A 26,369-nucleotide genomic window follows, 5' to 3' on the forward strand; every position below is an offset into this window, starting at 1 on the left:
GAATAGCCGATTTAAATTGATTTCAGTAATATTAAGCCTGCAATGAGTATGTACAAATGAAATGTCAGGTTTTAGAAGTTATGGCTAGATCTCAGCAATAAATGACATACGCTTACCTGTTAAACATTAACAACACCGCCAAATGTAGCGAAATAGATATAGGTATAGGTATAGGTATAGGTATAGGTATAGGTATAAAGTAATGTAAGCATTAATGACGGCACCATATACAGTTGCACTATTAATGTTAACACCTTAAGTCTTCTGGCGCTTCTTTAGGCTTAATATTGCTAGGTGACAGTGGGAAAATCCCACACAAGCTGATTGTTAATTCATGGTTACATCAAATACATTACACAAGCTAACATTTATGATGCTACTCCATAACTAAAATGATTTTTTTTATTTTGCTATTTATCATTCAATCAATTGAAGGTTGATATGTAACTTTACAAAGAGGTTCCAATGAAGCGATACGCAACAAAGTTTGATTTATCAATGATGTCCGTCACATTAATAACGACGTTATCTTTTTCTAGCATCGCGATGGCGGCAGATTCAGATGGTGATAGTGTAGATGACCGCATAGAAAGAATGTATGGTTGGAACCCCTACGATGCAAATTCTCCTGGTAAAGCAGATTATGATGGCGATGGTCTTACCGATTTAACTGAGTTTAAAGCCTTTACCAATATATATGATGCTAATAAACCCGTTCTCGATGGTGCTTCAGATAATGATCATGATAATTTGCCCAAAGGCCTTGAAGTATTTTTAATGGGTACTAATCCAGACAAGGCAGATACTGATTGTGATGGTCAAAATGATGACGTAGATGTTAATCCTGTAGATGGAAGCTGCGCACCCAATCCTGGCGCTAATATGACAGATGATATCAGGATTGATGATAATCCTGTTGACAATCAAGTATTTTCAATAGGCGTCCCGTTTCAGCTAATTTATACTGTTGAATACGCTAATTCTCCACCTATTTCAACCTCGGCAATAGACGATGATTCTACTTATATGACGTGGGAGGTTTCCGCATTAGGGAATAATAACTTGGCGCATGTCGATCTTGATAAAATAACAGGGCAACTCACCTTTAATGCAGGAGTTAATAAAGATGATGAGTTCACCGTTAAGGCATCGGTAAATGAGTATCCTGATGTTTTTGATGAAATCATCGTTGTCGCGGGTGGCGGCATACCTGATGGAGATTCAGAAATTAAGATCCAAGGTAACTCTAGTGATCACCAGTCATTTCCTAAAGGGGAGTCTATTGCACTAAAATATACCGTGGATTATACCGACGGCGAACCTATTACGACTAATGGGATTAATGATTCAGACTCTATGTCCTGGACTGTGTCCCCAAGTGATGATGTCAGTCTTGATGTGAATACTGGCATATTAGTATTTGAGGATGGATTCAATGTCGGAGAGACAGTCACAGTAACTGCCAGTCTTAATGACGACCCTACTATTACAGATTCAATAGACGTCGTTGCTGAGGATGCAATACAACGCGTATTAACAATTCAAAGAATTAAACATGCCAAAGAACCTAGCACAGATGGGAGTTTTAAACTGACGGTTACCCCAGTATTTAATGTTGCGACTGTTATTAACTTCAACGTAACTGGCACCGCAACTAATGGAACGGATTACAAGACGATTCAAAATTCATTGACTTTTCCTGCTAATACAACAACAAAATCCATCTCTGTTGATGTTACAAATGACACTAAGATAGAAAATACGGAAACGGTGAAGATAACATTGTCAGCCAGTAATGATTACGTGTTAAGCAGCTCTAAAACTGCAACGGTAAATATTGAAGATCAGATTTATACCGTCTCCATGACAGTTGAGGTGCAATGTAATGTTTCGGGAGGATTTTGGGGACAACAGATAAATACAGAACTTTGGACAAGGGTGACAAACCATACAAGTAAAGATGGGTGGATATATGACCATGGTAGCTGGAAAAGTGTTCCAGCTTATGCAAATAGAAAACAGATAAACTATCAACAGAAACATAATGATGGTGGCAGTGTTGTTGCACGATTTAATGATGATAAAAATAGCTACTTTGCTTTACCATCATCTGAGCAGCATTGTCGCTGGCAATTAAACCATAATGCTAATGGCACTTGGAGTCATAGCTACAATGGATTCAGCAAGAAGCCATAATATCAGACAACATAAATAGGACGAGGACTATTTCTGCTCATTCAACTCATGCATACACTGTGATTGAATGACAGAGATAGTCTCATCTTAGAATGGCTCTCAGTTCATGCATAAAACAACCTTTGTACTGCCATTAATTAATCATCAATAGTTCACCATAAGACATTTCATTATCAAGTGTTGACAAAATTTGTTGACTCAGTATCGATCAGCGGTATTGGTAGATAATGTTTATGCCTAAAAACGAACACTCTTACCATGCCAAATATCTTTAACAGTTCAAAAAGATATTCCTTAGAATCACAGTACAAAACACGTCGTGATGGATTTTAATAACCGATGACAAGTTATTTTACTGCATACTGAAGAGTCGTCTGCACCGATGATTGCACAAGTGCTTAGATTACATGAAACGACTGTTACGCATCAGTTTAACAAAAATGACACCCATTATACATGGATGCCGTACATGCTACCTAATCAACAAAGTTGAGCGATGGTCGGTATAAAAACGGGCAAGATAATGTCGACAATAGACGATACTTTAAACGGGAGGATTAACGACAATTTTCAAATACTCAAATCTGCACCTTGAAGTCGTTTGGGTATAATAGACAAAATATGCCAATGAGATGAAACTAAATCAGCCTGTATACACCATCCAAAATGGCTGCACTAGATGATGATCACCACTCAACCTTACTAGGATCAGAGATTAACATCCAATAGCCCTGTTATTACACAATAGAACAACGTAAATATCAATTTTCACTAGCCATAATCCTAAACTGATTTTTGATTTCATTGACTATTTCAGGTATTATTTTTCCTTTAGTATTACGGTATAACAGTAGGTAACGGATTTGCCATACGTCATTTAGAAAATTGGTTTGTAGCTCTACAATGTTATTTTTCGTCTTTTTTACCAAATGTTTGGGTAAAAAAGCCCAACCTGAGTCTTCCAATAGCCTGAGTAATAACTCCTCCTTATCAATGATCTGTTGATAATTAGAAAATCTGTTGCTATCACTTAAACCTGCATCCACAAAATTCTTTAATACATATCTTTTTTCTAATTGAAGATCCTGAACAGAGACAGAGTCCAGCTGTTGTAAGGGAGAATTAGCACCAGAATAAAAAGCGCCAGGTAAGTTACCAAGAGCACAATGTCCAATCCCTTTCGGTGGGATCACCAACCTTGTTGATTCATTTGGAAGCATAATGAGTATATCAATCTCACCTTCCAATAACAGATTGAAAGCATTATCTCTGTCATAATGAACCCAATTAAATATAGTATCAACGAACTGTAAAGAAACAGATTTATTGACATTATAAATGAGCATATCAGGCACTGTCGTATCTAAAGAAATGGTGAACTCTTTTCCTTCTTTAGATAGTATATTAATTGCAGTTTGCTCTAACTCTGAAGCATTCCGTAACAATAAGATAGCTTGATGATATATTTGACTACCTTCGTTAGTTAGTTGAGGACTATTGCTTGTACGATCAAATAATATGACTCCAAGACTGATTTCTAGGTTACTAACATGCTCACTCAACGTGGATCTATCTTTTCCAAGTACTCTAGCTGCTTTAGCAAATGAACCATGCTGGCATACTGCAGCAAAAGTGGTTAATTGAGCGAAAGTGAATTGTATCATTATGGCATACCTCTTTTTTTACTTTAATTACGCTTCCTTCCATGTAAAGCCATATATCACCTTGGGTTATGAATGTCTTAGCACATTTTTGATAATTCTAGATACTCCCTAAATTTATACTATGTTAGCAGTGTCAAAAAAATAACTATGCCAATGAATAAACTATACTAGCTACAAATTCAGTTAAATTAAACTCTCGTATCACAAAAAATTATAGTGAAAAATGATGAAAAATGATGAAAAAAATGATGAAATAGATATCACAATTTATAAATAATGCAGTAAAATAGTTGTATAACAGCAGGTTAAATAACAGAACTAAAAAAAATACACATCGACAATTGACCCATATTTATTTACAAAATAAAAAAAAGTGACGTTATTTTGACGTTAATTTTTTTAGTTCATTAAACCATATTAATTAAAGAACCATTAGTTATCATAAATGTAGAAAAGTATGATCACTTTAACCGAACAAAGCTGCAGCATTTCAAAGCCACTAATTGTTCCTAAAATAGTCACTAATATTGTATATATGGAGTAAAAAGTAGTTATTTAGCGACTTCAGATTCTAAGCTCAGCGTTAACGAACCTAAAACACACACTTGATAGAATAAATCTACCTAAGAATGAAGTTAAGTTTCTATCATAATTCAATATTTTGATCTAGATTAGCATTTGAAGTGCTTAGGTAAAGGTACAGAGCAGAGGCTAAGTTTAGCTTTTTGACGGTAAATAACGGTGTATTTATATATTAAGGTAATAAATACATGTAGATGCTATTGATAAATAAGGGAACAGTAACACGCACTGCTCCCTTATTTATAGTATGCATTAAAATAACTAAAATTAACGCACTTTACGATCTTCTTTCATTAGTTCTGCAAGCCCTTCATAAACAGCCTCTACAACCACATTATCTACCGCTTTATCTTCATCATCGTGTAGATAAATTTCGGTTTTGTCTTTAGTGGCATTTTCTTTTAGTTGTAAACGGTATGAACCTTCTTGGATAGGCAGTTCTTTTTCACTCCACAAAGAACTCCAAAAACCAGAGTCATCGTTAACATTAATATAATAAAGACCTTTACTACTATCCATATCAACAATGTCAAAACCTAGCTCAGGTAACACAATTCGCAAGCGATCCCACGTTTGCTTAAATGCAGCATCGGCAAGCCAATATGATGCGATAAAATCGTCGCTCTTTATATCAAGTCCTGAGCCTTTAACCACAGATATATCAATGCCTAAACTTTCTTTAATGCGCTTAGCTTTTATCGACTGAGCCCGCTTAACACTCATATAAGCAATCGCATTATTAAGCATGTCGATAGTGTAACGACGTCTGTCTTCACCGGTTAACACGATATCTTGTTGTTCGCCATCAAAACTCTCTTTGTGATCAATCAAGTCGATGGAGATATTACCGCTGCGGCCATGGGGACGTACATCGACATGAAATTGATAACGCTGACTCAATAAGTAAATGTCATCACTGCCCCATAGGTTCGATTCCATCACTTCTTTATTTTCTATCCAGTCAGTTTCAATCAGTCCTTTCTGGTAATCTTCACTTAAAATAGCAATGGATTTACTGGCCAAATAAGCGGTTAATACATCATAAAGTTCTTGCTTCAAATCGATGTCATTATCAATAGATTCAACGACGATCTTAATGTTGTCACTGCTTTCTTCTACATGCGTCCCTTCAGCCATTGGCAGTACTTGTAATGGCGGGCGTATATCCAACATTCTGCCAACCAATGCTTGATTACTTTTAGAACCAAGCTGAGGAATGGCATATTCTTTACTGTAAACTGGCGTCTTTAACCCATCAGGAATGTTCAGTGTCGGTTCTATCGCTGCATGAATATATTCATCACCGCCATTGGCCTGCCTGCGATCCACAGGTGAACTACAAGCGGTCACAGCTGCGAGTAAAACTAAGGGAGTCACTTGCTTTAACATCAATTAATTAACCTCTATTCGAGCATGTCTCATTGCATCTAATAATTGACCATGAAACTCTGTAGAAAGTTCCGTTAAAGGTAATTGAATATACCCTTGACTTATCAGCCCCATTCGATGAGCAGCCCATTTTACAGGAATAGGGTTTGCCTCACAAAATAAGGCAGAAAAAAGTCCCTTTATACTGTCTTCAGCAGCCATCGCAGCTTGAAAATCCCCTGAAATGGCGGCATCACACATTAACTTAAACTGCTTGGGAACAATGTTATTGGCCACTGAAATCACACCATCACCACCAAGGGATAAGAATTCTCTGGCTGTGCCATCATCACCGCTATATAGCAAAAAGTCATTGCCGCATAATTCACGTAAACGCTTAACACGGCTTAAATCACCTGTAGCTTCTTTAACTCCGATGATATTGGGTACACTCACCAGCTCAGCGATCGTCTCTGGCAGCATATCAACAGCAGTACGCCCTGGCACATTATATAATATTTGCGGGATATCAGTACTCGCCGCCACTGCTTTATAGTGTGCAATAAGACCTTTAGGGCTAGGTTTATTGTAATAGGGGGTGACACCTAACATCGCGGCGACACCTAATTTGGATTGTGCTTTAGTTAACTCTATCGCTTCTGAGGTTGCATTGCCGCCGTTACCGCCTATCACGGGTAATCTGCCGGCAGCAAACTTAACAGTTTGCGAGACCACCTCTGTGTGCGTCGGGATGGACAATGTGGCTGATTCACCTGTTGTGCCTACCGCTACAATGGCATCAGTCCCCTCATTAACATGGTACTCTACTAGCTGTTCAAGACTGTTGTAATCTACTGTGCCATCACAATTCATTGGTGTGATTAAGGCTACGATGCTTCCGTTTATCATGTGAGTCCCCCCAGAATTCAGGAATCGCTATGGTACTGATGCTTAGCACTAAAAACAAGCATTTCAGTGTTTCTGTGGCGTTAAGACTTTTTCATCCTGCAAACAAGGTAAAATTTAAGCATAATTTAAGATAACGCCCAACTTTTGTATTTCATCATCACTAAAATCTGACACTTCTGCGCCCTGCCAATTGAAGAATTGACTCACATTACCAAGAGCCATCACCCGATTATCATTACCTGATATTTCATACTTATTAGTATTTAGACCTTAGGAGTGAGAGAATTGGATGAGTAACGCAAAAAGCGGTGTTCTATTGGACGTACGATCCTAATAGCAATGAATAACGTCACTCTGACCACTTTTTGTTAAACCGAATTTGGTATATCCACAAGACAAAGATCACATATTAAAAAACTTGTGGTAGCATTAGGCTACTTAAAAAAACGCGGCACCTCTTTTGCGTTTAAGTTTACAATATCGATAAAAATAAGGAGAATTCATGTCCAACCATCTTGTTATTACTGCTATGGGTGTTAATCGTCCAGGTATTGTCAGTAAATTTGCAAGACTTGCCAGTGAATGTGATTGTGATGTCGTTGACAGTCGCATGGCCTTATTTGGCAGCGAATTCACTTTGATCATGATGCTTTCAGGTTCTTGGGCCTCTATCACTAAGATGGAATCAACCTTGCCCAGTTTGAGTGTTGAACTTGAACTCATGACCGTCATGAAGCGTACCTCTAAACATACCGCTCAACATTACGTTTCTCGCCTTGAAGTAACCTTCAATGGCAAAGATAAACGTGGCACCATGAAAAAGATAACTCAATTTCTCGCTGAACGCTCATTGGATCTTGCAGCCATGAGGTCTCACGCCGAAGAAGACAAAAATGGCGATCCCACTCAAGCTGTATTTTTGACCATTAATGTACCTGAAAAAATAGAACTCGATAAGCTTGAACTCAGCATCCATGAACTTGCACAAGACATGTCGCTCAATTGCACTATCGAGCGTATGCAAGAATTCACCGCTGCACAAGCATAATGACCTTAGGATATATACATGAAAACATTAGTTGTAGGTGATCTCGCGCCTTTATTTACATTAAATAATCAACAAAATGAGCTTGTTTCATTAAAAAATTGTCTCACACAGGGGCGTGTACTTGTCTATTTTTACCCTAAGGCTTCAACGCCTGGATGCACTGTTCAGGCTTGTGGATTAAGAGACAGCAAAAGTGAGCTAGAGAAACTGAATATCACAGTGTTAGGGATAAGCCCAGATCCTGTGACTAAACTGACGAGATTTTCAGACAAACAAACACTCAACTTTTCCCTACTTAGTGATGAAAGCCACAGTGTTGCCGATGATTTTGGCGTATGGGGGGAGAAAAAATTTATGGGTAAAATTTATGATGGTATCCACCGATTGAGTTTCCTTATCGGACAAGATGGGAAAATTGCTCATGTGTTTGATAAATTTAAGACCAAAGATCACCATCAAGTTATACTATCCCATCTAACAGAAAATTCACTTTAACCATAAAATAGAATAATGCTCATTAATACGGGCATTATTTCGCTGTTTTAGCATAAATAAGGCCAAATCAAGCCCCATGCCATGGCCCACATGATCACAAAAATACATCGATCTAAATAGCACCAGGCTTTAGGCTTTTGAAACAAAGGCCGTAAATACCTCGCCCCAAAACTAAGACTGAAGAACCATATGAATGATGCTGACACAGCTCCGGCACCAAAGAAGTAACGATCTGGTCCTTCAAATTGAGTACTAATGCTCCCCAAAAGTACCACGGTATCTAAATAAAGATGCGGATTGAGCAAACTAATACCCAATGTCGTCAATATTGCCACTTTTAATGTTTCAACCCCTTTTATTCCTTCTTCTGTCAAGTAATGAGAATAAAATGATGACTTCAATGCTTGCGCACCATAAACCAACAAGAAAATACCTCCACCTAGGCTAGCAATATCTTTAATTAACGGAAAAGTGACAATAAGATGCCCCAACCCAGTAACACCTGCGGTGATCATCAAAGCATCGATTAAAGAACATAAACCGGCGATCGGCAGTGAGTGCCCTCGCGTTAATCCCTGTTTTAATACAAATGTATTTTGTGCCCCTACAGCCATGATAAGGCTTGCGCCAATTCCTACACCTTGAATAAATGCTTGCATCACTGACAACCTCAATATGACTCATTGAGTTAAGTTTACCGACACAGTGAAAATAAATATAACTAATGTTTTTTATGCTGTATAAGTAATACTTATATTACTAGCGTATTCTGGACCCCTCACATGTTTGATTATGCTCAATTACATGCCTTAGCCATTGTGATCTCTGAAGGAGGATTTGAACGTGCTGCTAAAATACTGTGTGTTTCACAACCTGCTGTGTCTCAGAGAATAAAACAGTTAGAAGAAAAAATAGGTCAAGCTTTAGTGATCCGTTCTACACCAGTGGAAGCTACGCCTATCGCAAAACGTTTATTGCGCCACTATTCTCAGGTTCAATTATTAGAAAGCGAATTGAGGATTGAAATGGATGTCGATGATCCTAATTTACCGACCATCGTCAAAATTGCTGTTAATGCTGACAGTTTAGCAACCTGGTTTATCCCTGCGTTATCAGAGGTATTTAAACGCCATCAATGGTTGTTAGAATTAATTGTCGATGATGAGTCCTATACTCACAACTTATTAAAAAATGGTGAAGTTGTGGGCTGCGTCACCACAACCCAAACAGCATTAGCTGGCTGCAATAGTGAATATTTAGGTGAAATGGAATACCTGTGTGTCGCGACACCTGATTTTGTCAAACAATATTTCCCCGTCAATATCACTCACAGTTCACTGGAAAAAGCGCCTGCAGTGATATTCTCAACCAAAGATAAACTGCATGAGAAATACCTGTTCCAATACTTCAAAATGAAAGCGGGAAGTTGGCTCGAACATAAGATCCCCTCATCAGAGAGCTTTCTTGAAGCCATTATCCAAGGAATGGGGTACGGTTTAGTTGGCCATCTTCAAGCTAAGCCATTAATCGACAAAGGCATACTGGTAGAAATCACCCCAAATAAAAGAAAACGCATTCCTCTTTATTGGCAGCACTGGAACCTAACAGCCAAACAAACCACCCTGATTTATCGTTCACTGGCAATGACAGCAAAACACTCTCTTTGCCATCGTTCACCGTCCTAATACAGATCACCGCTTAACGGTATCATTTAGCGGCTCTTCGAGCTGCGAAGCCGGAGTTGGCCAAGCATTAAGCACCGCTTTAACTAATGACGCTAATGGAATAGCAAAGAAGACACCCCATACGCCCCATAAACCACCAAATACGAGCACGGCAGCAATAATAAATACGGGGTGTAAATCAACGGCATCAGAAAATAATAGGGGGACCAAAAGATTACCATCCAATGCTTGAATGATGCCATAACCTAACATCAAATAACCAAACTCAGGCGTTATTCCCCATTGGAAAAAAGCCACTAAGGCAATGGGCAAAGTCACTAATGTCGCACCAACATAGGGGATCAGTACTGAAAAACCGGTCAATACACCCAACAACGCTGCGTATCGTAAGTCCATAACAGCAAAAAAAATATAACTCGCCACACCAATAATCACAATTTCGATGACTTTACCGCGGATGTAATTAAAGATCTGCTGATGCATTTCATACCACACTTTACGAGCAAGCTGACGATTGGTCGGAATAAACCGCTTGCTTCCTTTAAGCAGTTGAGCTTTATCTTTTAAGAAAAAAAACACTAGCAGTGGAACAAGAATAGCGTAAACCATTAACACCAGTAATGAAGCCGAATAGCCTAATATTTGTTTACCGATATCGACAAGGTGTTCCGTATCTAACATTTTTTTCAACTCACCAACCATAATATCAAGCTGATCAGGACTCACAAATTGCGGATACATATTTAAGTAACTTTGGGCCGTTATCAGGCCTTTATCTAGCATGGTAGGAAAATCGGTGATTAACTCCACGCCTTGTTTCCAGATACTCGGCACTAACCCTAATATTATCAGTAGCATTAACCCTATAAAAATCAATAATACAAGTGATGCTGCAGTGGTTCTATTAATCCCAAGTTTTAACATTTGAACTAAAGGCCACTCCAATAAAAATGCCAGCACCAAGGCAACGATGACAGGCGCCAATAAGCCACCAGCAAAATAAATCGCCAGTGTTATTCCCATTAAAATAAACACCAATGTCACAGCTTGTGGATCACTAAACCTTTCTTTATACCAACTTGTTAATAAAGCTAACATACATCATCCCTAAATTTATATTGTTCTGTTCCTGTCGATAAATTCAATTTAATATTACGCTACATTCTGTATTTTGAGTGTTAAAATATGTTCATCATTATCGATCTCTGAATAAACATAACCCGCTTTGTTTAAGAATCGAGGAACGTCATGCCTAGATCCACTGTCAGATAATGACACGCAAAGTGTTTCACCAACATTTAACGTTTTTAACGCTAATTTGACTTTAACTAATGCTTGTGGGCAACGAAATGAAGTTAAATCAATAAAATCCATAATACTCTTGCTATGAACAAACTTTGGCTACTATCCTACAGTGATAAGAAGGCCACACACAATGCTAGCCGATACAGATAGCATAAAATAATCATCACGATAAAGCGTAACATGTCGTTATTTGGCTTTAAGCAACACACGTAACATTATATAATCAATAACAATATATATAGCCCGAATCGTCCAACAAGAGGCGCATTCACTGTCTATTGATGGCAGGATGATTTAATAAGGATCAGTTTGAGTAAATTAACATCAAAAAAATCACTTTTAGCTGGTGCATTGTCATTTATGTTCAGCCTTACTGCACCTGCAAGCTTAGCCAATAATGATCTTCCTGATCTCGGTACTGCAGCTGTAAATACCTTCAGTTTAGAAAAAGAGACTGTTTTTGGTGATGCCTACATGCGAGTGATCCGCTCATCTGCTCCCATGCTAAACGATCCGGTATTGAGTCAATATCTCACCGAATTAGGTAACAAGTTAGTGGCTTATGCTACTGGCGTAAAAACCCCTTTTTATTTTTTCTTATTAAGAAACGATGAAATTAACGCATTCGCCTTTTTTGGGGGGCACGTCGGTGTACACACTGGTTTATTCCTCAATGCCGATACTGAAAGCCAAATCGCATCCGTACTCGGACACGAAATAACCCATGTCACTCAACGTCATTTAGCCCGTTCTTTAGAAGCACAAAATAAAAGTTCAACGGCAACAATCGTCGGTATGCTAGGAGCCATATTGTTAACCATTGCAGCCCCTCAAGCAGGGATGGCAGCACTGGCCACCACACAAGCATTGTCGACTCAAGCTAAAATCAACTACACTCGTTTACATGAAAAAGAGGCTGATCGCCTTGGTATGCAGATTTTAGTCAATGCGGGATTCGATCCTAATGGTGCAGCAGACTTTTTCGCTAAGTTAGCCACTCGATACCGATTCACCACCAGCCCACCACAAATGTTATTAACTCACCCTTTAACAGAATCGCGTATCACAGAAGCAAGAAATAGGGCCGCGCAATATCCTCATCAATACGTGCCTGACAATCTCAATTTTCAACTCGCTAAATCGCGGATCCAAGTCAGATTTTCCAGTTACAGCGATGCTGCTGCGCTTTCACTATTTGACACACAATTAGCCAAACAAAAATACGCTTTCAAAAATGCAGCGTTATATGGTAAAGCGCTGGCATTATTTAGAGTTGACCGTTTCAAAGAAGCTGAGTCCATTATCGACACATTAATCAAGGAGGATAAAAATAATCTTTTTTATATCGATGCTAAAACTGACTTACTGCTACAAAGAAAAGCCAATGAACAAGCCATCAGTTTACTCGAAAACCAAAAACGACTTAAACCAACCTCACAAGTGATCAACATTAACTTAGCCAATGCTTATATTGAGGCAGAACAACCGGAAAAATCAATTTCGTTATTAGAGGAACAAATTTTTCTCGATAAGCAAAATCAACTTCCTTTCTTCTTGTTAAGCGATGCCTATATGAAGACAGGTAATAAAGCAATGGAACATTTTGCCAAGGCAGAATCCATGGCACTAGGCGCTGATTATAAAACCGCTATTGATCAATTAAATTTTGCTTATCAACTCACAGAAGATAACCCTCTGCAACTTGCTCGAATAGAAGCGAGAATACGGCAATTTAAGCTGGCTGAAAAAGCACTAGAGGCGTTAAAGTAATAATGGGACCCTATTAATAAGAAGTTGTTATAAGAAATAAGGTAGAGGACAGGTGAGTTTATCGAAACAGTCAGTGAATATTTACATATTAAGTAAACAATTCACACAATGATAACCCTATCCTTTTGGCTTTACTCACCTTTTAACGTATGATGTCGTCAAATTTCAAAGACAAGGCTTACTTACAATGACTCAAGTTACTATCATTCATAATCCTCGCTGTTCAAAAAGCCGTCAAACTCTTGCTTTGCTTGAGGAGAATGGGTGTGATATTCAAGTGGTTGAATACCTAAAAAGCCCATTAGTGAGCAGTGAAATTGAAGGGTTATTAATGAAACTAAACTTAACCGCAAGAGAAATAATGCGCACTAAGGAAACCGAATATAAAGAACAAGGGCTAGGGGAACTAAACCTAACTGAAGAACAATTGATCCGCGCCATTGCCAAAACACCAGCACTACTTGAACGCCCGATAGTTCTCGCTAACAATAAAGCCGCCATAGGCCGTCCACCTGAGAACGTGCTTTCAATTTTATAATAAAGGTCCTTCATGAGCTCTAATACGTTATTTAAGCTTTGCCGTTCAGGCTACCTATCGTTAACTATTCTGCTAAGTGCCTGGTTTATCCATCAAGGCATAAATGGTGAGTATTCATTGATTTTCTCACTCTTATGGATAATCCCTATACTATTGCCACTTAAAGGCGTCATTCAAGGTAAACCCTACACTTATGCATGGGGGAGCTTTATTATTTGCCTCTACATGCTTCATGGCCTTACTTTACTTTATGTCACCGAAAAATATGTTTTTTTCGCTTTAGCTGAAGTACTTTTACTCGGTAGCTTACTAATTGGTTTTCCTTTTTATGCTAGGATCCGTGGGCGTGAATTGGGTTTAGGGCTAAAAAAACTAAAAAAATAACGTTACAGTACGGCAAAGTTGTTATTAATCTTTTTGGATTAGAAAATTCACCAGCCAACGGGTGACTAGTTGAGCATCCACCGGGGATAAAAGTGACAACTCTCCGGTTTCAATGCGTTGATGAGGGATCCTGTCCCGGCGGGCATTCATCAAATCCTGTGAGTAGGTTTTACTGAATTCTGGGTGCCCTTGAATACCTAAAAAATGATCGCTTATCTGTATTATATAACATGGACAAAAATCACTGGCGGCAATCACCTCGGTGTGTGCAGGCAGTTCAACCACTTGGTCTTGATGACTCACAATTAAGGATATCGACTCTACTGGATCATTCATCCAAGGTTTACGTTCAATGACCCTCGCTGTTGCCACCCCAATCCCCCATCCTTTAGGTGACTTGGCGACCTTGCCTCCTAAAGCTTTAACCATCATTTGATGACCAAAACAAATGCCAATTAATTTCTTTTTACGGGCGTATAATCTTGCCACAAAATGTTCAAATTGGATCACCCAATCGTCATCATCATTGACCCCATAACGACTCCCTGTGGTAATATAAGCATCACACTCATCCACAGAATCTGGGTAGTCGCCCTCCATCACGCGAAAAACGCGAAACACTAATTGTGGATCGATCCCTTCAAGCAAGCGAGTAAACATCAAAGGGTAATTTCCATGTTTCGCTTGCAGTGTCTCGGTAACATCATCGCATTGCAAAATACCTATTTTCATCTGATCTCCGGTGTGAAAAATCTCGCAAACATTGAGCTAGACAATCGATTTGCTAGCTCAAGCCATCCTCAAACAATCGCTGTTACCCAAGATGACCGTTAACGGCATTGCCAAAGAGTGACGAATAATCATCCTCGCTTAACGAAATGGGATTCCCTCCGGCAGCGGCGTCTTGAACAGACATCTTACCCACTAACACTTGATCATCTAAAGTGATCCCTATTTCGGCAAGCGTATGGGGAATACTAAGTTGTGCTCGTAATGTGATAACCCAAGCCAAAAAACCATCAAAGTTAGCTTGGTCTAATTCAAGATATTTTGATAAACGAATGATCTTCTCTTCGATAACACGCCTGTTTCGCACTAACACATAGGGCATTAAAATCGCATTCAACAATCCATGATGCTTGTCATACAATGCGCCAAGGCTATGGGCGATGGCGTGCATGGCGCCTAATCCACGCTGAAAACTGGTCGCCCCCATACTCGATGCCACCAACATCTGCGTTCTGGCCTCAATATCGTCCCCATTGGCCACCGCCCTAGGCAAATACCGTTTCACTAAACGGATCCCCTCTATCGCGATCCCCTCAGCCATAGGGTGATAAAAAGAAGAGCAATAGGCTTCCAGATTATGCGATAAGGCATCTAGGCCTGTTGCTGCGGTAATATGAGCAGGTAAACCCACAGTCAAATGGGGGTCTAGTAACACATTGGCAGGTAACATATTAGGGTGAAAAATGATCCGTTTTATTGGATGAGAGCCATCGGTATCGGTGATCACTGATGCTCGGCCCACTTCAGATCCCGTGCCCGCTGTGGTCGGTACCGCCACGACAGGGATCATGAGACTAGCATCAATGTGCGTCCAGTTATCCCCCACATCTTCAGTGCTCCATAAAGACAATGATTGCTTTGCTATCATTGCAATGGCTTTGGCTGCATCTAAGCTTGAGCCCCCGCCGAATGCGACCACACCATCGAAATGTCCAGCGTTAAAAAAACTCGCACCGGCTCGCACATGTTCTCCGGTTGGGTTCCCCTGTATCTCACAAAATACCTCAGCTTCAAGCCCAGCTTGAGTACAATATGCTATCGCCTCGTTAACCATGGGAAAATCCACCAAACCAGGATCGGTGATTAACAAAACTTTCGTCATCTTAAGCGCTTTACAACGCTCACCAAGTTGGGCTAAGCAGCCCTCTCCCACCGTTATGGCCGTGGGAAAATTCCAATTTGCGTGTAAATCCATCAATGACTCCCTTTTGGATCTATCAACCTTCATGCAGGTAGTGAATTATGTTTAATATGAAATGATTTAGGCTGTGTCAGATAATCAAAGCCAAGCTTTGATAAAGTGCACCCTCGCCCGGATTGTTTGACGCCTGTCCAAGCCAAAGCAGGATCGAGGTAATCGCAACGGTTAAGGAAAAAAGTCCCCGTTTCAAGACGATCACCGAGCGCAATACCTAACTCCATGTCGCGAGTGAAAACACTGGCGGTTAAGCCAAAATCACTGTCGTTCATCAAGGCAATGGCTTCATCATCACTTGCGACTTTCATGATCCCCACTACAGGCCCAAACGACTCTTGTGTCATGACCCGCATGGCGTGATCCACATGGGTGAGTATTTGTGGCGCAAGATAAGGGGTTCCCTGCTGACTCATGGGAAACAGGGCTTCATCGATATGGGCAACAGCCCCTTGTGCTAACGCCTCTTTTATCTGATCGCGCACAAAATCTGCCGCAGAGGTGCGAACCAAAGGGCCTAATGTGACATTGTGATCATCAGCACGCCCTAATTGATATTGCTTGGTTAAGGCCACCGCCTTAGCAACAAACTCATCATACACCTGAGCTGCAACATAAATGCGCTCAATACCGCAGCAAGATTGACCCGAATTAAAAAAAGCGCCATCAACTAATGTCTCAACGGCCTTGTCTATATCGGCATCGGCGCGAACATAAGCAGGATCTTTGCCCCCCAGCTCCAAGCCTACACCAATAAAACGGCCACTCGCCGCTTGCTCGACCATTTTTCCACCATATACTGATCCGGTAAATGCCACGTACGCGATTTGCTCATGTGCAATAAGCTTGGCGGTATTATCGTGATCGGTGTGAAGATATTGAAAGACCCCCTCTGGCAATCCTGCATCGTGAAACGCTTGATGCAAGCGCTCAGCACACAAAGGCGTTTGTGCTGAATGCTTAAGGATCACACAGTTGCCTGCCAATAAAGCAGGGATAATGGCGTTAATCGCGGTTAAAAAAGGGTAATTCCAAGGCGCTATCACCAATACTACCCCTAAAGGATCCCGCTTAATGTAACGGGTAAACCCCGCTTTTTCATCTAATTGAATGGGGGCCAATGCTTGCTCACAAATCTCAATCATGTATTCACTGCGCTCAGCCACGCCCGCCATCTCACCTGCGGTATAACGTATTGGGCGTCCCATCATCCAACTCAGTTCACGGCCTATTTCTGCTTGATGACTCAATAGCTGTTCAATGGCTTTTTTACACAGAACTTTGCGTTGAGCAATAGATGTACGTCGCCAACTCTGCTCAGCGCCATCATAGGCAGCCACAGCCTGTTCAACACAGGATAACACTTGATGTTCATCTGCCAATGGACGGCTAACATACACTTTGCCGTCTATTGGTGAAATTGTATCCTGCATGTTTATTTTTGAAGATAATGCCATAAATAAATCCACTCCATTGAGTACTACCACTTAAGCGTAAACACCCGCTTATTGACTAAATAATTTCGAAATAACGCGCCATTTCCCAATCGGTCACATGGCGTCTAAACTCACGCTCTTCCCATTCACGGCTGATGGCGTAATGCGCAACAAAGGTTTCGCCAAAACAGCTTATTGCCGCTTGAGATTGCTTAAATTGTTGCGCCGCATCCCATAATGTCACTGGCAGCGCCAATGCAACATCATGGGTCTGTTCATAGGCATTGCCTTTAACCTGATCGTGAGGCTCTAATTCATGCTCGATACCATAAAGACCACTGGCAAGCGCGGCCGCCAATGCCAAATAAGGATTAGCATCTGCGGCGCCTAATCGATACTCTACCCGTTGCGACTTTGCTGAGCCTGGGATCACTCTCAACGCAGTGGTTCGATTCTCAACACCCCAGGTCGCATCCGTTGGCGCCCAAAAACCCGGAACCATACGAGAATAACTGTTAATGGTTGGGGCTATCATGCACAAAAATTCAGGCATTAACGCTTGCTGTCCTGCCAAAAAGTGTCTTTGTAACTTGCTCATGTTGTGAGTTTGACTGGGATCATGAAACGCAGAGCTGCCATCTTTGTTATGCAACGACAGATGTATATGACCACTTTGCCCAGGATAATCACCCGACCATTTCGCCATAAAGGTCGCCATTAAATTGCGTTTTTGTGCCAACACCTTCATAAAAGTTTTAAACAGCGCGCCTTTATCGGCTGCCGCTTCAGCACTATCGACAGCAAGCGCCGCTTCAATAACACCAGGGCCAGTTTCAGAATGCAGGCCTTCAATAGGAAAATCCATCAATTCAGACATGGATAAAATATCTTGATACAGATCTGAATGCACAGAATTACGGATCATCGAATAACCAAACCAATCTGGGGTAATCGTCTGGAGATCACGATAATTTTTGTCTCGAATGGATTGAGGGGTTTCGTTAAACAAAAAAAACTCATACTCCAGCGCTGCTAATACGTTAAAACCCATCTTATCTGCTTTATCGATGACTCGTCTGAGTGTTCCTCGCGGGCAAACTGCTTCCGCCTCATCGGAAAATTCGGCGAGAAACAGCAACATCCCTTCTTCACCTATCACGTCGCGACATGTATGAGGCAAAATTTTCACTGGCGCATCTGGATACCCCGTATGCCAACCAGTATATTTGGCATTATCGTACAGCTGATCTTTCACATCCCAGCCCAGTACTACATCACAAAAGGCAAACCCTTTTTCTAATGAAGCAAAAAACTTTGACTTAGACATATACTTGCCGCGCATCACACCATCGTTATCAAACAGGCCAACCTTAATGTGGCTTAGTCCTCGCTCTTCAATGATGGCAATAGCATCGGCAATACTGCTTACTTGTCTTGCTTCCATATTCGCCCTACCTTCTCTTTGATCTCAGTAATATATTGCTATGTAATTGTTGAGTTGAATCGCTCAATAAATAAGTCACCAGAATGAATTGCCAGATAACCGCAGTGAACTGGCAAGTATTGACCATGGTACAGTCAGGTTAATGAAGCTCAGACTCCGCTGATGCGATCATGTCGAACTCCTCTTCCGGCGCCGAAGCCACCAATCTATGGCGACTGTAAAGAACAAAATAGGTCACCATGATCAAATAAAACAGCGCTGACCATATCGCTGCCTGTAAACTCACCACAAAAGTCGATGCGAGTGCGATTAAAGAAAGTGCTAAAGCAATAGATGAAGTCAATATGCCACCCGGTGTTTTATAGGGACGTTCAAGATTGGGCTCTTTTTTGCGTAAGATAATATGTGACAACGTCATCATGGCGTAAGAAATCGTGGCGCCAAACACTGCCATGGTGATCATCAAGTCACCTTCACCAGTTAGTGATAGCAAGAAACCTAATATTCCTGGCACAATTAAGGCCCAAACAGGCACTTTACGTTGACCTGACAAGGAGAGAAAACGCGGTAAATAACCGGCACGAGATAGCGCAAAAACTTGACGGGAATAAGCGTAAATAATCGAGAAAAAACTCGCAATTAAGCCAAATAAGCCAACGATATTAACAAACTTAGCCGCCAGTGAATCGACGCCATACACTGACTGTAATGCGCCAACTAACGGCGCTCCATGAGTTTTCATTGCCTCAGCGCCAGCCCCTCCAGGCACCAGCAACAACACCGCTGCAGCGAAGACAATCAGTACCAGCATGGAAGCAATAATGCCTCTTGGCATATCTTTAGCCGGGTTACTGGCCTCTTCGGCCGCTAATGGTACCCCTTCTACCGCAAGAAACAGCCACATAGCAAATGGTAGTGCAGCCCAGATCCCCATATACCCTTCGGGAAGAAAACGACTTGAGCCGGCAACATCGGGATTAGCAGCAATATCAAACAAGTTAGCAGAATCAAAATGTGGCACCATACCGACCACAAAAACACCGATAGCAATCACAGCCAGTAACGTGATCCCCATCATGATTTTTAATGCTTCTCCCGCGCCCCATAGATGCAAACCAATAAACACCGCATAGAATGCGGCATACACAATAGGCCCATCGATGCCAACCAGCTCATGCACATATCCGCCAATAAAAATGGCAATGGCGGCAGGGGCAATCGCGTATTCCAGTAAAATGGCCGTCCCGGTTAAAAATCCACCCCACGGCCCCATCGCGCGGCGTGCAAAACTGTATCCTCCCCCCGCCGTCGGCAATGACGATGACATTTCAGCGAGACTTAATACCAGACAGATATACATTAACCCCATGATCAGCGTCGCAATGAGCATGCCGCCAAAGCCACCGAGTTCAAGACCAAAGTTCCATCCGGCAAAATCACCCGAGATAACATAAGAGATCCCTAGGCTGGCCAAAAGTACCCATCCTGCAACCCCTTTTTTAAGTTGACGTTGGTTCATGTATTCATCTGAAACGGCCTTGTACTTGATGCTTTTATTTTTTATTTTAGGTGCATGGTGTGGCTTTGATACGTGTGACATGACATTTCCCTTTATCTTGATTGACGAAATGATCCCATTAATTCGCTATTAATGAATGCCTGACAGAATTTAATCCGTCCAATGCCTTAACAGCAAAAACAATCATGTGTATTAACCTGCCGTATCAACATTCTGAATACTAAAGGAGAGAGTTAACCGATATCGGTAGTCGATACTGATCAAGCCAAATCATGAGCAGACATGTCATGAGAAACCGCAAGTGAGAACATGACCAATCTTAAAGTTGTAGCAACATAAATACAACATATAAAACCACCTATTATTACATCAGGTGGATTATCCAAAAAATGAGTTCAATTCAGATAAATATACTGGTGACATAGTAAACAATATCGGCCAACATAGACGCAGAGACTCATCTTTACCTTATGTCATTTTGGTTCAGCCGCGAGCAAGCATTAATGGGCTATAAAATAGTCTATGTGCGCGGTGTGTTTGACATTAATAGACATCAAAATTTTACGGAGCAATAGATGAACGCAACAGGCCCTAAGATCGTTATCGTCGGTGGTGGTGCAGGTGGATTAGAACTGGCCACTCAACTTGGACATAAGTTAGGCAGAAAACAACGGGCTCAAATCGTGCTGGTTGATAGAAATCGCACCCACATCTGGAAACCTCTGCTTCATGAGGTCGCCACTGGATCGTTAGATTCTGATCTTGATGGTGTGGTTTACTCTGCTCATTCAGCCAAACATGGTTATCAGTTTCAATTAGGTACTTTCTGTGGCTTAGATCCCAACACCAAACAGATCACCATGGCCCCCATTACCGATGATACTGGTAATAACATATTGCCAGAGCGGCAGATCTCCTATGATAGACTGGTGATAGCTGTGGGCAGCGTCAGCAATGACTTCAATACACCAGGGGTTAAAAAGAACTGCTTTTTTCTTGACTCACACCAGCAGGCAAACCGATTTCACAATGCACTGCTTGACAGTTTTACGCGGATTCATCAATCAGAATCAATTAATCAACTCAATATTGCCATTGTCGGCGGAGGCGCCACTGGGGTCGAGTTGTCTGCAGAACTTTATCACGTCACCCAAATGCTCAAAATCTACGGATTGAGTAAAATGACCGCAGAAAAACTCAACATTCACCTCATTGAAGCCGGTCCACGCATTCTCCCTGCACTGCCCGAACGCATTGCCACATCAGCCAGACGTGAGCTCACAACACTTGGGGTTAACGTGATGGAAAATACCCGGATAAGTGAAGCCACTCCCACGGGGTTTATGACCGCTGAAGGTCAGCTCATTGATGCTCATTTGATGTTGTGGGCAGCTGGGGTTAAAGCACCTGATTTTATCAAATCGCTGGATTTTTTTGAGCTTAATCGCGCCAATCAAATCATGGTAAAACCCAGCTTAATCAGTACCATTGATGAAGCTATTTATGTGATAGGTGATTGCTGTGCTTGCCAACAACCCGATGGCAGCTTTGTGCCCCCAAGGGCACAATCGGCTCATCAGATGGCTGAATGTGTTGAAAAAAACCTTATCCATGAACTCAATGGTGAGCCTCGCCAAGCCTACACGTATGTCGATCATGGCTCCTTAGTCAACCTGTCACGTTACAGTACCGTGGGCAGCTTGATGGGCAATTTGACTAAAAGCAGCATGTTCATCGAAGGAAAAATAGCCCGACTGGTGTATGTTTCTTTATATCGTATGCATCAAAGGGCGATACACGGCAGTCTGAAAACGTTTGGCTTATGGTTTGCGGAAAAAGTCTTACGAGTCGTCAGACCCAGAATGAAGCTACACTAAGCCAGCGTTAAGCACCTTTTTCAAAAGATAAAGCAATAGGGCTTTATCTGTTATCTTAATATGCCATTCGTCATCGCCTTTTCAAGCTTTAGCTCCAATGTTGACCATAGTGACTCACTGCCTTGAGCGATACGGCTATTGACACTAAAAATCTGTTCTTTGGTAATGTGATTATCGCGCCAACTGTGACCATCACCATGTAAGTTGTGTAATAACGGTGGTAGCCTATCAATGGCTTTAGCGTAGGCAGACTCTGCACTTTCCCCAAGCTCAAACTCATACCAAAGCGCTAGATATTCTTCAGCCTGATCTTGGGGCAAAATGGCCAATAGCCGCTTAAGGCCTGCCGCTTCTTTATCTTTTATTGCCTGTGTTTCACTCGCATAAATAATAGTATCCCCAGCATCAATTTCACCTAAATCATGAATCAGCAGCATCTTGATGACGCGATCAATATCAACCTCTTCATTGGCATGATCTTTTAGCATCAAGGCGGCCAAACACACATGCCAGCTGTGCTCTGCAGCGTTTTCATACCGCGTTAACCCCACAGGGCGCGTCTTACGTTTAACATCTTTTAATTTTTCAATTTCAATAATAAATGACAGTACTTTTTCAATGGGATCCATATTTTTCCTACTAGGTTATTTTTGCTAAAAAAGACACCACTTTATCCATATCTCGGGTGCGTGCCATCGGCGGAAGCGAACTCAAAAAAGCCTGTCCATAGGCGCGATTAACAATGCGATTATCACATAAAATCAGCACCCCTTTGTCCTTTTCATCACGGATCAAACGGCCCACCCCTTGATTGAGTGACATCACCGCTTGTGGCAAAGACAAGGCCATAAAAGGATCTTTACCTTCACGGCTGAGGCTGTCCGCTCGGGCGCGATATAAATTATCGTCCGGTGACACAAAAGGCAGTTTATCGATAATCACACAGCTCAATAGCTTGCCGCGCACATCAACCCCTTCCCAGAACGCGCCGGTCCCCAACAACACCCCATTGCCTAGCTGACGAAACTTCTGTAACAGACTCTGCTTACTGCCTTGACCTTGCACCAATAACGGATATTGCACTCGTCGACTGAGCACACTGGCCACTGCATTCATCATTCGATGGCTGGTGAACAAGATAAAAGTGCGCCCTTGTGCGGCATTAATGGCTTGGGTAGCAATCGCCACCAAATCGCTTACCGCTGAATCTTGCACACTCACCCGCGATAAATGCCTAGGCACGCATAAAAGAGCATGGTTAGCGTAATCAAATGGGCTGTCTAATATCAGCTTTTTAGCACAATCTATGCCTAAGCTCTGGGTAAATAAGCCTAGATCTCGATTAATTTGCAAGGTTGCAGACGTGAAAATCCAACAAGTACGAGCATCAAACAAACGCTCACACTCACGAGCCACATGAATAGGAGAGATCCTCAGGGTCAAATATCGATAGCCGAGATCTAACGTGTAAGCAGCTTGATCATTATCACAGAGAAAAAACTGCGTTAACTTATGAATGTGATCCGCTAACGTGTCAATCGCAACGTCCAGCGCCTCACTTCGCCCAATATGCGCTTGCAGTAAACTCGCTAGCCCCTTAAGCTCAGTCAGCAATGCCCATGAGCCGACTGCAATGTGCTGCTCCCCCATCAACCGCCGCCAATCGGTCTCATCATGTTCAAACACTTGCTGATGCCAATCATGCAAGCGGCCGATGCAACTGGATGTGAGTACATCTATCTGAGCTGAATCCCTCAGCTGATGTCGATAAATATCAATGATCTCATTAAGCAACTCAGTCAAACCACGACTTGAGATCCGCTGACCAAAGTAAGTGACCGCAATATCTGGCAGCAGGTGCGCCTCATCAAATATCACCACATCAGCATCGGGCAATAGCTCGGCAAAGCCGGTTTCTTTGAGAATTCTATCCGCAAAAAACACATGATGATTGACCACAATAATCTTAGCATCCTTAGCTTTACTGCGGGCTTTACGGGTGAAGCAATCCTCATAGTGAGTGCATTTTTTACCCGTGCATTGCTCACGTCTACTGGCAATAAATGGCAATGCATTCGAATTTTCAGCAACCGATGTTAAGCCGCCTAAATCCCCGTCACTTGTCTGACCTGCCCATTGGTTTATTTTGAGCAGATCGTCCAGCACTTTAGGATCCAGTGAATCACAACCTTGCAGTTGTTTCTCTAATAAATCTTGGCACAAATAATTATTGCGCCCTTTTAACAAGGCCACTTTGGGTGTCAGATCGAACATCGATAACAGCGCTGGAAGATCTTGATAAAACAACTGTTCTTGCAGATTTTTACTGCCTGTACTGACAATGATCTGCTGACCACTTAACAGCGCTGGGATAAGATAAGCAAACGTTTTGCCCACCCCCCGTCCCCGCCTCAACCACCAGGTTAGTCTGCTCAGCAACGGCTTCACACACCGCTTTGGCCATGGTGATCTGCACTTGCCTAGCCTGATAACCGTTAATATGACGCGCCAGCACACCATATTCGTTAAAAGCGGCAAGGCTAGCAGCCGTTAATTTATCCGTCAGGGCAGTCACAAGGATCTCTAAAAGAAGCAAGGGGATGAATGGCTGCTATTATCCTTGTTTACTCAGCTTGTTCAAGTCCAATCCTTCCAGTGTTTTTCAAGGTACTTAACACCCTCCGTTGACCGCATGTTATCGGCCCGGTAACGATTCTGGTACAAGGGCCATTTGTCTTCAACACCGGTTTACGGGCATTTCCTCTCATAAAGAGACTTGTTAAGCCATATATATGGCAGCACTATCGCTTAAAGCGAAAAATTGTTGGCTAAAATAGGCGAGGAACGAACAAAAGCCAATTGTTTGTTGTCCGTTTAAGCAACTTTTCATGTAATCCTGCTGATATTTGTATCGCAATGTTAAGAAAATAACAAAATTACCAATACCTTAAACTATTGATTTACTTGTTATACATCCCCCTCATCAACCTCCTTATATTTAACGTCTTCCCTTTGACACTTAACGCGAACAGAGCTAATCATGACGCTAGGCGCCATGATTGTGTTTGCTGTTTGCTTTTTATTAAGAGACCCTTATTTACTGATATTTTGCATCAATTTATTGTGGCTAGCACAGTTAATCTGATGCATTAATCCTTGATAATAATTGCCGAATTCCAAGGTGTTAATTTTTTTGTAAAATGATCACCAAAATGAAGCAGCTGGCCGATTTGTGGAGCTTGATAGTTAGGCAGCTCCTCATTGGGGAAAATACGATCCCAGATTTGCACTTTAACCAACAGCTTTAGCATGTCAATATGGTAAAACTCATCCCTGACGGTGAATAAGTTAAACTCATCACTGAAATATTCTTCCCAGTTGCGTATGGCAACATCACTAAAGCCATAATCATTATCGTATTGTCGGCCCAATTCATCTTGGTTCAATGCCTGCCAAAAACAGGCATCGAGATCATAGGCGGCGATGATTTCCAGTTTTAATTGATGGATATCGACATTAAAATATTTTGAATCAAATCCTGCAAACATTTCTATAACGTATTCAGTTAAGATGCCGTATTCATATTCACTTTTATCATCACCAGTATCACCATAGTCTCCATTAGGTGCCATATAATTACAGAGTGTTTTTGTAAAGTTAACCAGTTTTTTAGTCATGATACCTAGCCTTTAGGTTTGCTTGGGAACATGGTCGTTATAAACCATTCACCTTTATTTTCATTATATTTATAACGTGCGGTCACTTGCGTCAAAGACGGCACAAATACAAATTCAATTTGATCTTTGGATTTTTTACCTCTATAGCCATGCCCCACGCTTTTGCCCATGTCCACGATGATATTTACAGGGTTCATATTTTGGACATCTGGCTTAAATTGCTGCTTAAATGCCGCTGAGCCAGGCTTGACTTTATTTAACGCTTCAATCATCAGCTCTTTAGATTCAAATTTAGATGAAATTGTTGGAATACCTGTATCTTTACCATCTGGGGCAATACCCTCACTTGCCCGGTATTGTATATGTGCTTCACTAACATGTGCGCCGTGAGCCTCAACCGCATGGGCTTTGCCGTTGGCTTTTAGCATCAATTTATTATGGGTGATTAGATGGACGCTCCCTAATTCGGCGTCAATGCGCCAAACTGA

At 41.5% G+C, this 26,369-nt stretch carries 22 protein-coding genes and 1 pseudogene; 8 read left to right on the forward strand and 15 right to left on the reverse strand.

The genetic code is table 11. From position 1 onward, the window contains the following. The first annotated feature begins 465 nt into the window (after positions 1 to 465). Complete coding sequence (locus tag HQQ94_RS13265; RefSeq protein ID WP_173294869.1) at positions 466 to 2,196, forward strand: Calx-beta domain-containing protein; 1,731 nt, start codon at positions 466 to 468, stop codon at positions 2,194 to 2,196. Positions 2,197 to 2,957: 761 nt separating this feature from the next. On the opposite strand, the gene HQQ94_RS13270 is transcribed toward HQQ94_RS13265, so the two are convergent. The 3 genes from HQQ94_RS13270 to dapA all read right to left on the reverse strand — a co-directional run bounded on the left by HQQ94_RS13270 (position 2,958) and on the right by dapA (position 6,719). After that, on the reverse strand, positions 2,958 to 3,860 hold the full coding sequence (locus tag HQQ94_RS13270; RefSeq protein WP_173294870.1) for a LysR family transcriptional regulator: 903 nt from the start codon (positions 3,858 to 3,860) through the stop codon (positions 2,958 to 2,960). Between the two features lie 849 nt (positions 3,861 to 4,709). Beyond that, positions 4,710 to 5,831, reverse strand: coding sequence for an outer membrane protein assembly factor BamC (gene bamC, locus HQQ94_RS13275; protein ID WP_173294871.1), 1,122 nt, complete (start codon positions 5,829 to 5,831; stop codon positions 4,710 to 4,712). 3 nt (positions 5,832 to 5,834) lie between these two features. Then, entirely contained in the window at positions 5,835 to 6,719 is an 885-nt protein-coding gene (dapA, locus tag HQQ94_RS13280; protein ID WP_173294872.1) for a 4-hydroxy-tetrahydrodipicolinate synthase, read from the reverse strand. Positions 6,720 to 7,221: 502 nt separating this feature from the next. Here dapA and HQQ94_RS13285 point away from each other — a divergent pair. Both HQQ94_RS13285 and bcp read left to right on the forward strand, forming a co-directional pair. Then, positions 7,222 to 7,767 (forward strand): glycine cleavage system protein R, encoded by a 546-nt coding sequence (locus HQQ94_RS13285; RefSeq protein ID WP_173294873.1) that lies wholly within the window; start codon positions 7,222 to 7,224, stop codon positions 7,765 to 7,767. Positions 7,768 to 7,785: 18 nt separating this feature from the next. Beyond that, complete coding sequence (bcp, locus tag HQQ94_RS13290) at positions 7,786 to 8,262, forward strand: thioredoxin-dependent thiol peroxidase (RefSeq protein ID WP_173294874.1); 477 nt, start codon at positions 7,786 to 7,788, stop codon at positions 8,260 to 8,262. Positions 8,263 to 8,309: 47 nt separating this feature from the next. Here bcp and HQQ94_RS13295 read toward each other — a convergent pair whose 3' ends face one another. Continuing rightward, positions 8,310 to 8,921, reverse strand: coding sequence for a LysE/ArgO family amino acid transporter (locus HQQ94_RS13295; RefSeq protein ID WP_173294875.1), 612 nt, complete (start codon positions 8,919 to 8,921; stop codon positions 8,310 to 8,312). Positions 8,922 to 9,044: 123 nt separating this feature from the next. On the opposite strand from HQQ94_RS13295, the gene HQQ94_RS13300 reads away from it, so the two are divergent. Beyond that, a complete protein-coding gene (locus tag HQQ94_RS13300; protein WP_173294876.1) occupies positions 9,045 to 9,947 on the forward strand; it encodes a LysR family transcriptional regulator ArgP in 903 nt (300 codons plus the stop codon). A gap of 6 nt (positions 9,948 to 9,953) precedes the next feature. Here HQQ94_RS13300 and HQQ94_RS13305 read toward each other — a convergent pair whose 3' ends face one another. After that, positions 9,954 to 11,045, reverse strand: coding sequence for an AI-2E family transporter (locus HQQ94_RS13305; protein WP_173294877.1), 1,092 nt, complete (start codon positions 11,043 to 11,045; stop codon positions 9,954 to 9,956). A 54-nt stretch (positions 11,046 to 11,099) separates the two neighbouring features. Next, positions 11,100 to 11,321, reverse strand: coding sequence for a sulfurtransferase TusA family protein (locus HQQ94_RS13310; protein WP_173294878.1), 222 nt, complete (start codon positions 11,319 to 11,321; stop codon positions 11,100 to 11,102). 291 nt (positions 11,322 to 11,612) lie between these two features. Between HQQ94_RS13310 and HQQ94_RS13315 the strand changes: the two genes are divergently transcribed. The 3 genes from HQQ94_RS13315 to HQQ94_RS13325 all read left to right on the forward strand — a co-directional run bounded on the left by HQQ94_RS13315 (position 11,613) and on the right by HQQ94_RS13325 (position 13,944). Beyond that, complete coding sequence (locus HQQ94_RS13315; protein ID WP_173296643.1) at positions 11,613 to 13,022, forward strand: M48 family metalloprotease; 1,410 nt, start codon at positions 11,613 to 11,615, stop codon at positions 13,020 to 13,022. A 187-nt stretch (positions 13,023 to 13,209) separates the two neighbouring features. After that, complete coding sequence (gene arsC / locus HQQ94_RS13320) at positions 13,210 to 13,560, forward strand: arsenate reductase (glutaredoxin) (RefSeq protein WP_173294879.1); 351 nt, start codon at positions 13,210 to 13,212, stop codon at positions 13,558 to 13,560. A 12-nt stretch (positions 13,561 to 13,572) separates the two neighbouring features. Beyond that, positions 13,573 to 13,944 carry a DUF2069 domain-containing protein gene (locus tag HQQ94_RS13325; protein ID WP_173294880.1) on the forward strand — a complete coding sequence of 124 codons (372 nt, stop codon included), beginning with the start codon at positions 13,573 to 13,575 and terminating at the stop codon, positions 13,942 to 13,944. Between the two features lie 24 nt (positions 13,945 to 13,968). On the opposite strand, the gene HQQ94_RS13330 is transcribed toward HQQ94_RS13325, so the two are convergent. From HQQ94_RS13330 to eat, 5 genes are all read right to left on the reverse strand, one after another. Beyond that, entirely contained in the window at positions 13,969 to 14,676 is a 708-nt protein-coding gene (locus HQQ94_RS13330; RefSeq protein WP_173294881.1) for a GMP synthase, read from the reverse strand. Between the two features lie 82 nt (positions 14,677 to 14,758). Beyond that, positions 14,759 to 15,928, reverse strand: coding sequence for an iron-containing alcohol dehydrogenase (locus tag HQQ94_RS13335; RefSeq protein WP_173294882.1), 1,170 nt, complete (start codon positions 15,926 to 15,928; stop codon positions 14,759 to 14,761). 29 nt (positions 15,929 to 15,957) lie between these two features. Further along, on the reverse strand, positions 15,958 to 17,385 hold the full coding sequence (locus HQQ94_RS13340; protein WP_173294883.1) for an aldehyde dehydrogenase family protein: 1,428 nt from the start codon (positions 17,383 to 17,385) through the stop codon (positions 15,958 to 15,960). 55 nt (positions 17,386 to 17,440) lie between these two features. After that, entirely contained in the window at positions 17,441 to 18,808 is a 1,368-nt protein-coding gene (locus tag HQQ94_RS13345) for a glutamine synthetase family protein (protein ID WP_173294884.1), read from the reverse strand. A gap of 139 nt (positions 18,809 to 18,947) precedes the next feature. Continuing rightward, a complete protein-coding gene (gene eat / locus HQQ94_RS13350; protein ID WP_173294885.1) occupies positions 18,948 to 20,408 on the reverse strand; it encodes an ethanolamine permease in 1,461 nt (486 codons plus the stop codon). A 494-nt stretch (positions 20,409 to 20,902) separates the two neighbouring features. Between eat and HQQ94_RS13355 the strand changes: the two genes are divergently transcribed. Next, positions 20,903 to 22,204 (forward strand): NAD(P)/FAD-dependent oxidoreductase, encoded by a 1,302-nt coding sequence (locus HQQ94_RS13355; RefSeq protein ID WP_173294886.1) that lies wholly within the window; start codon positions 20,903 to 20,905, stop codon positions 22,202 to 22,204. Positions 22,205 to 22,254: 50 nt separating this feature from the next. Here HQQ94_RS13355 and HQQ94_RS13360 read toward each other — a convergent pair whose 3' ends face one another. The 4 genes and pseudogenes from HQQ94_RS13360 to HQQ94_RS13375 form a co-directional block, all read right to left on the reverse strand. Then, positions 22,255 to 22,833: an HD family hydrolase gene (locus tag HQQ94_RS13360; RefSeq protein ID WP_173294887.1), complete on the reverse strand. Its 579-nt coding sequence runs from the start codon at positions 22,831 to 22,833 to the stop codon at positions 22,255 to 22,257. Positions 22,834 to 22,843: 10 nt separating this feature from the next. Beyond that, positions 22,844 to 24,779: pseudogene (locus HQQ94_RS13365) on the reverse strand (ATP-dependent DNA helicase). Between the two features lie 574 nt (positions 24,780 to 25,353). After that, a complete protein-coding gene (locus tag HQQ94_RS13370) occupies positions 25,354 to 25,881 on the reverse strand; it encodes a hypothetical protein (RefSeq protein ID WP_173294888.1) in 528 nt (175 codons plus the stop codon). A 5-nt stretch (positions 25,882 to 25,886) separates the two neighbouring features. Continuing rightward, entirely contained in the window at positions 25,887 to 26,309 is a 423-nt protein-coding gene (locus HQQ94_RS13375; protein WP_173294889.1) for a hypothetical protein, read from the reverse strand. Positions 26,310 to 26,369: the final 60 nt, after the last annotated feature.

The sequence above is a fragment of the Shewanella sp. VB17 genome, assembly GCF_013248905.1.
Lineage (GTDB): Bacteria > Pseudomonadota > Gammaproteobacteria > Enterobacterales > Shewanellaceae > Shewanella.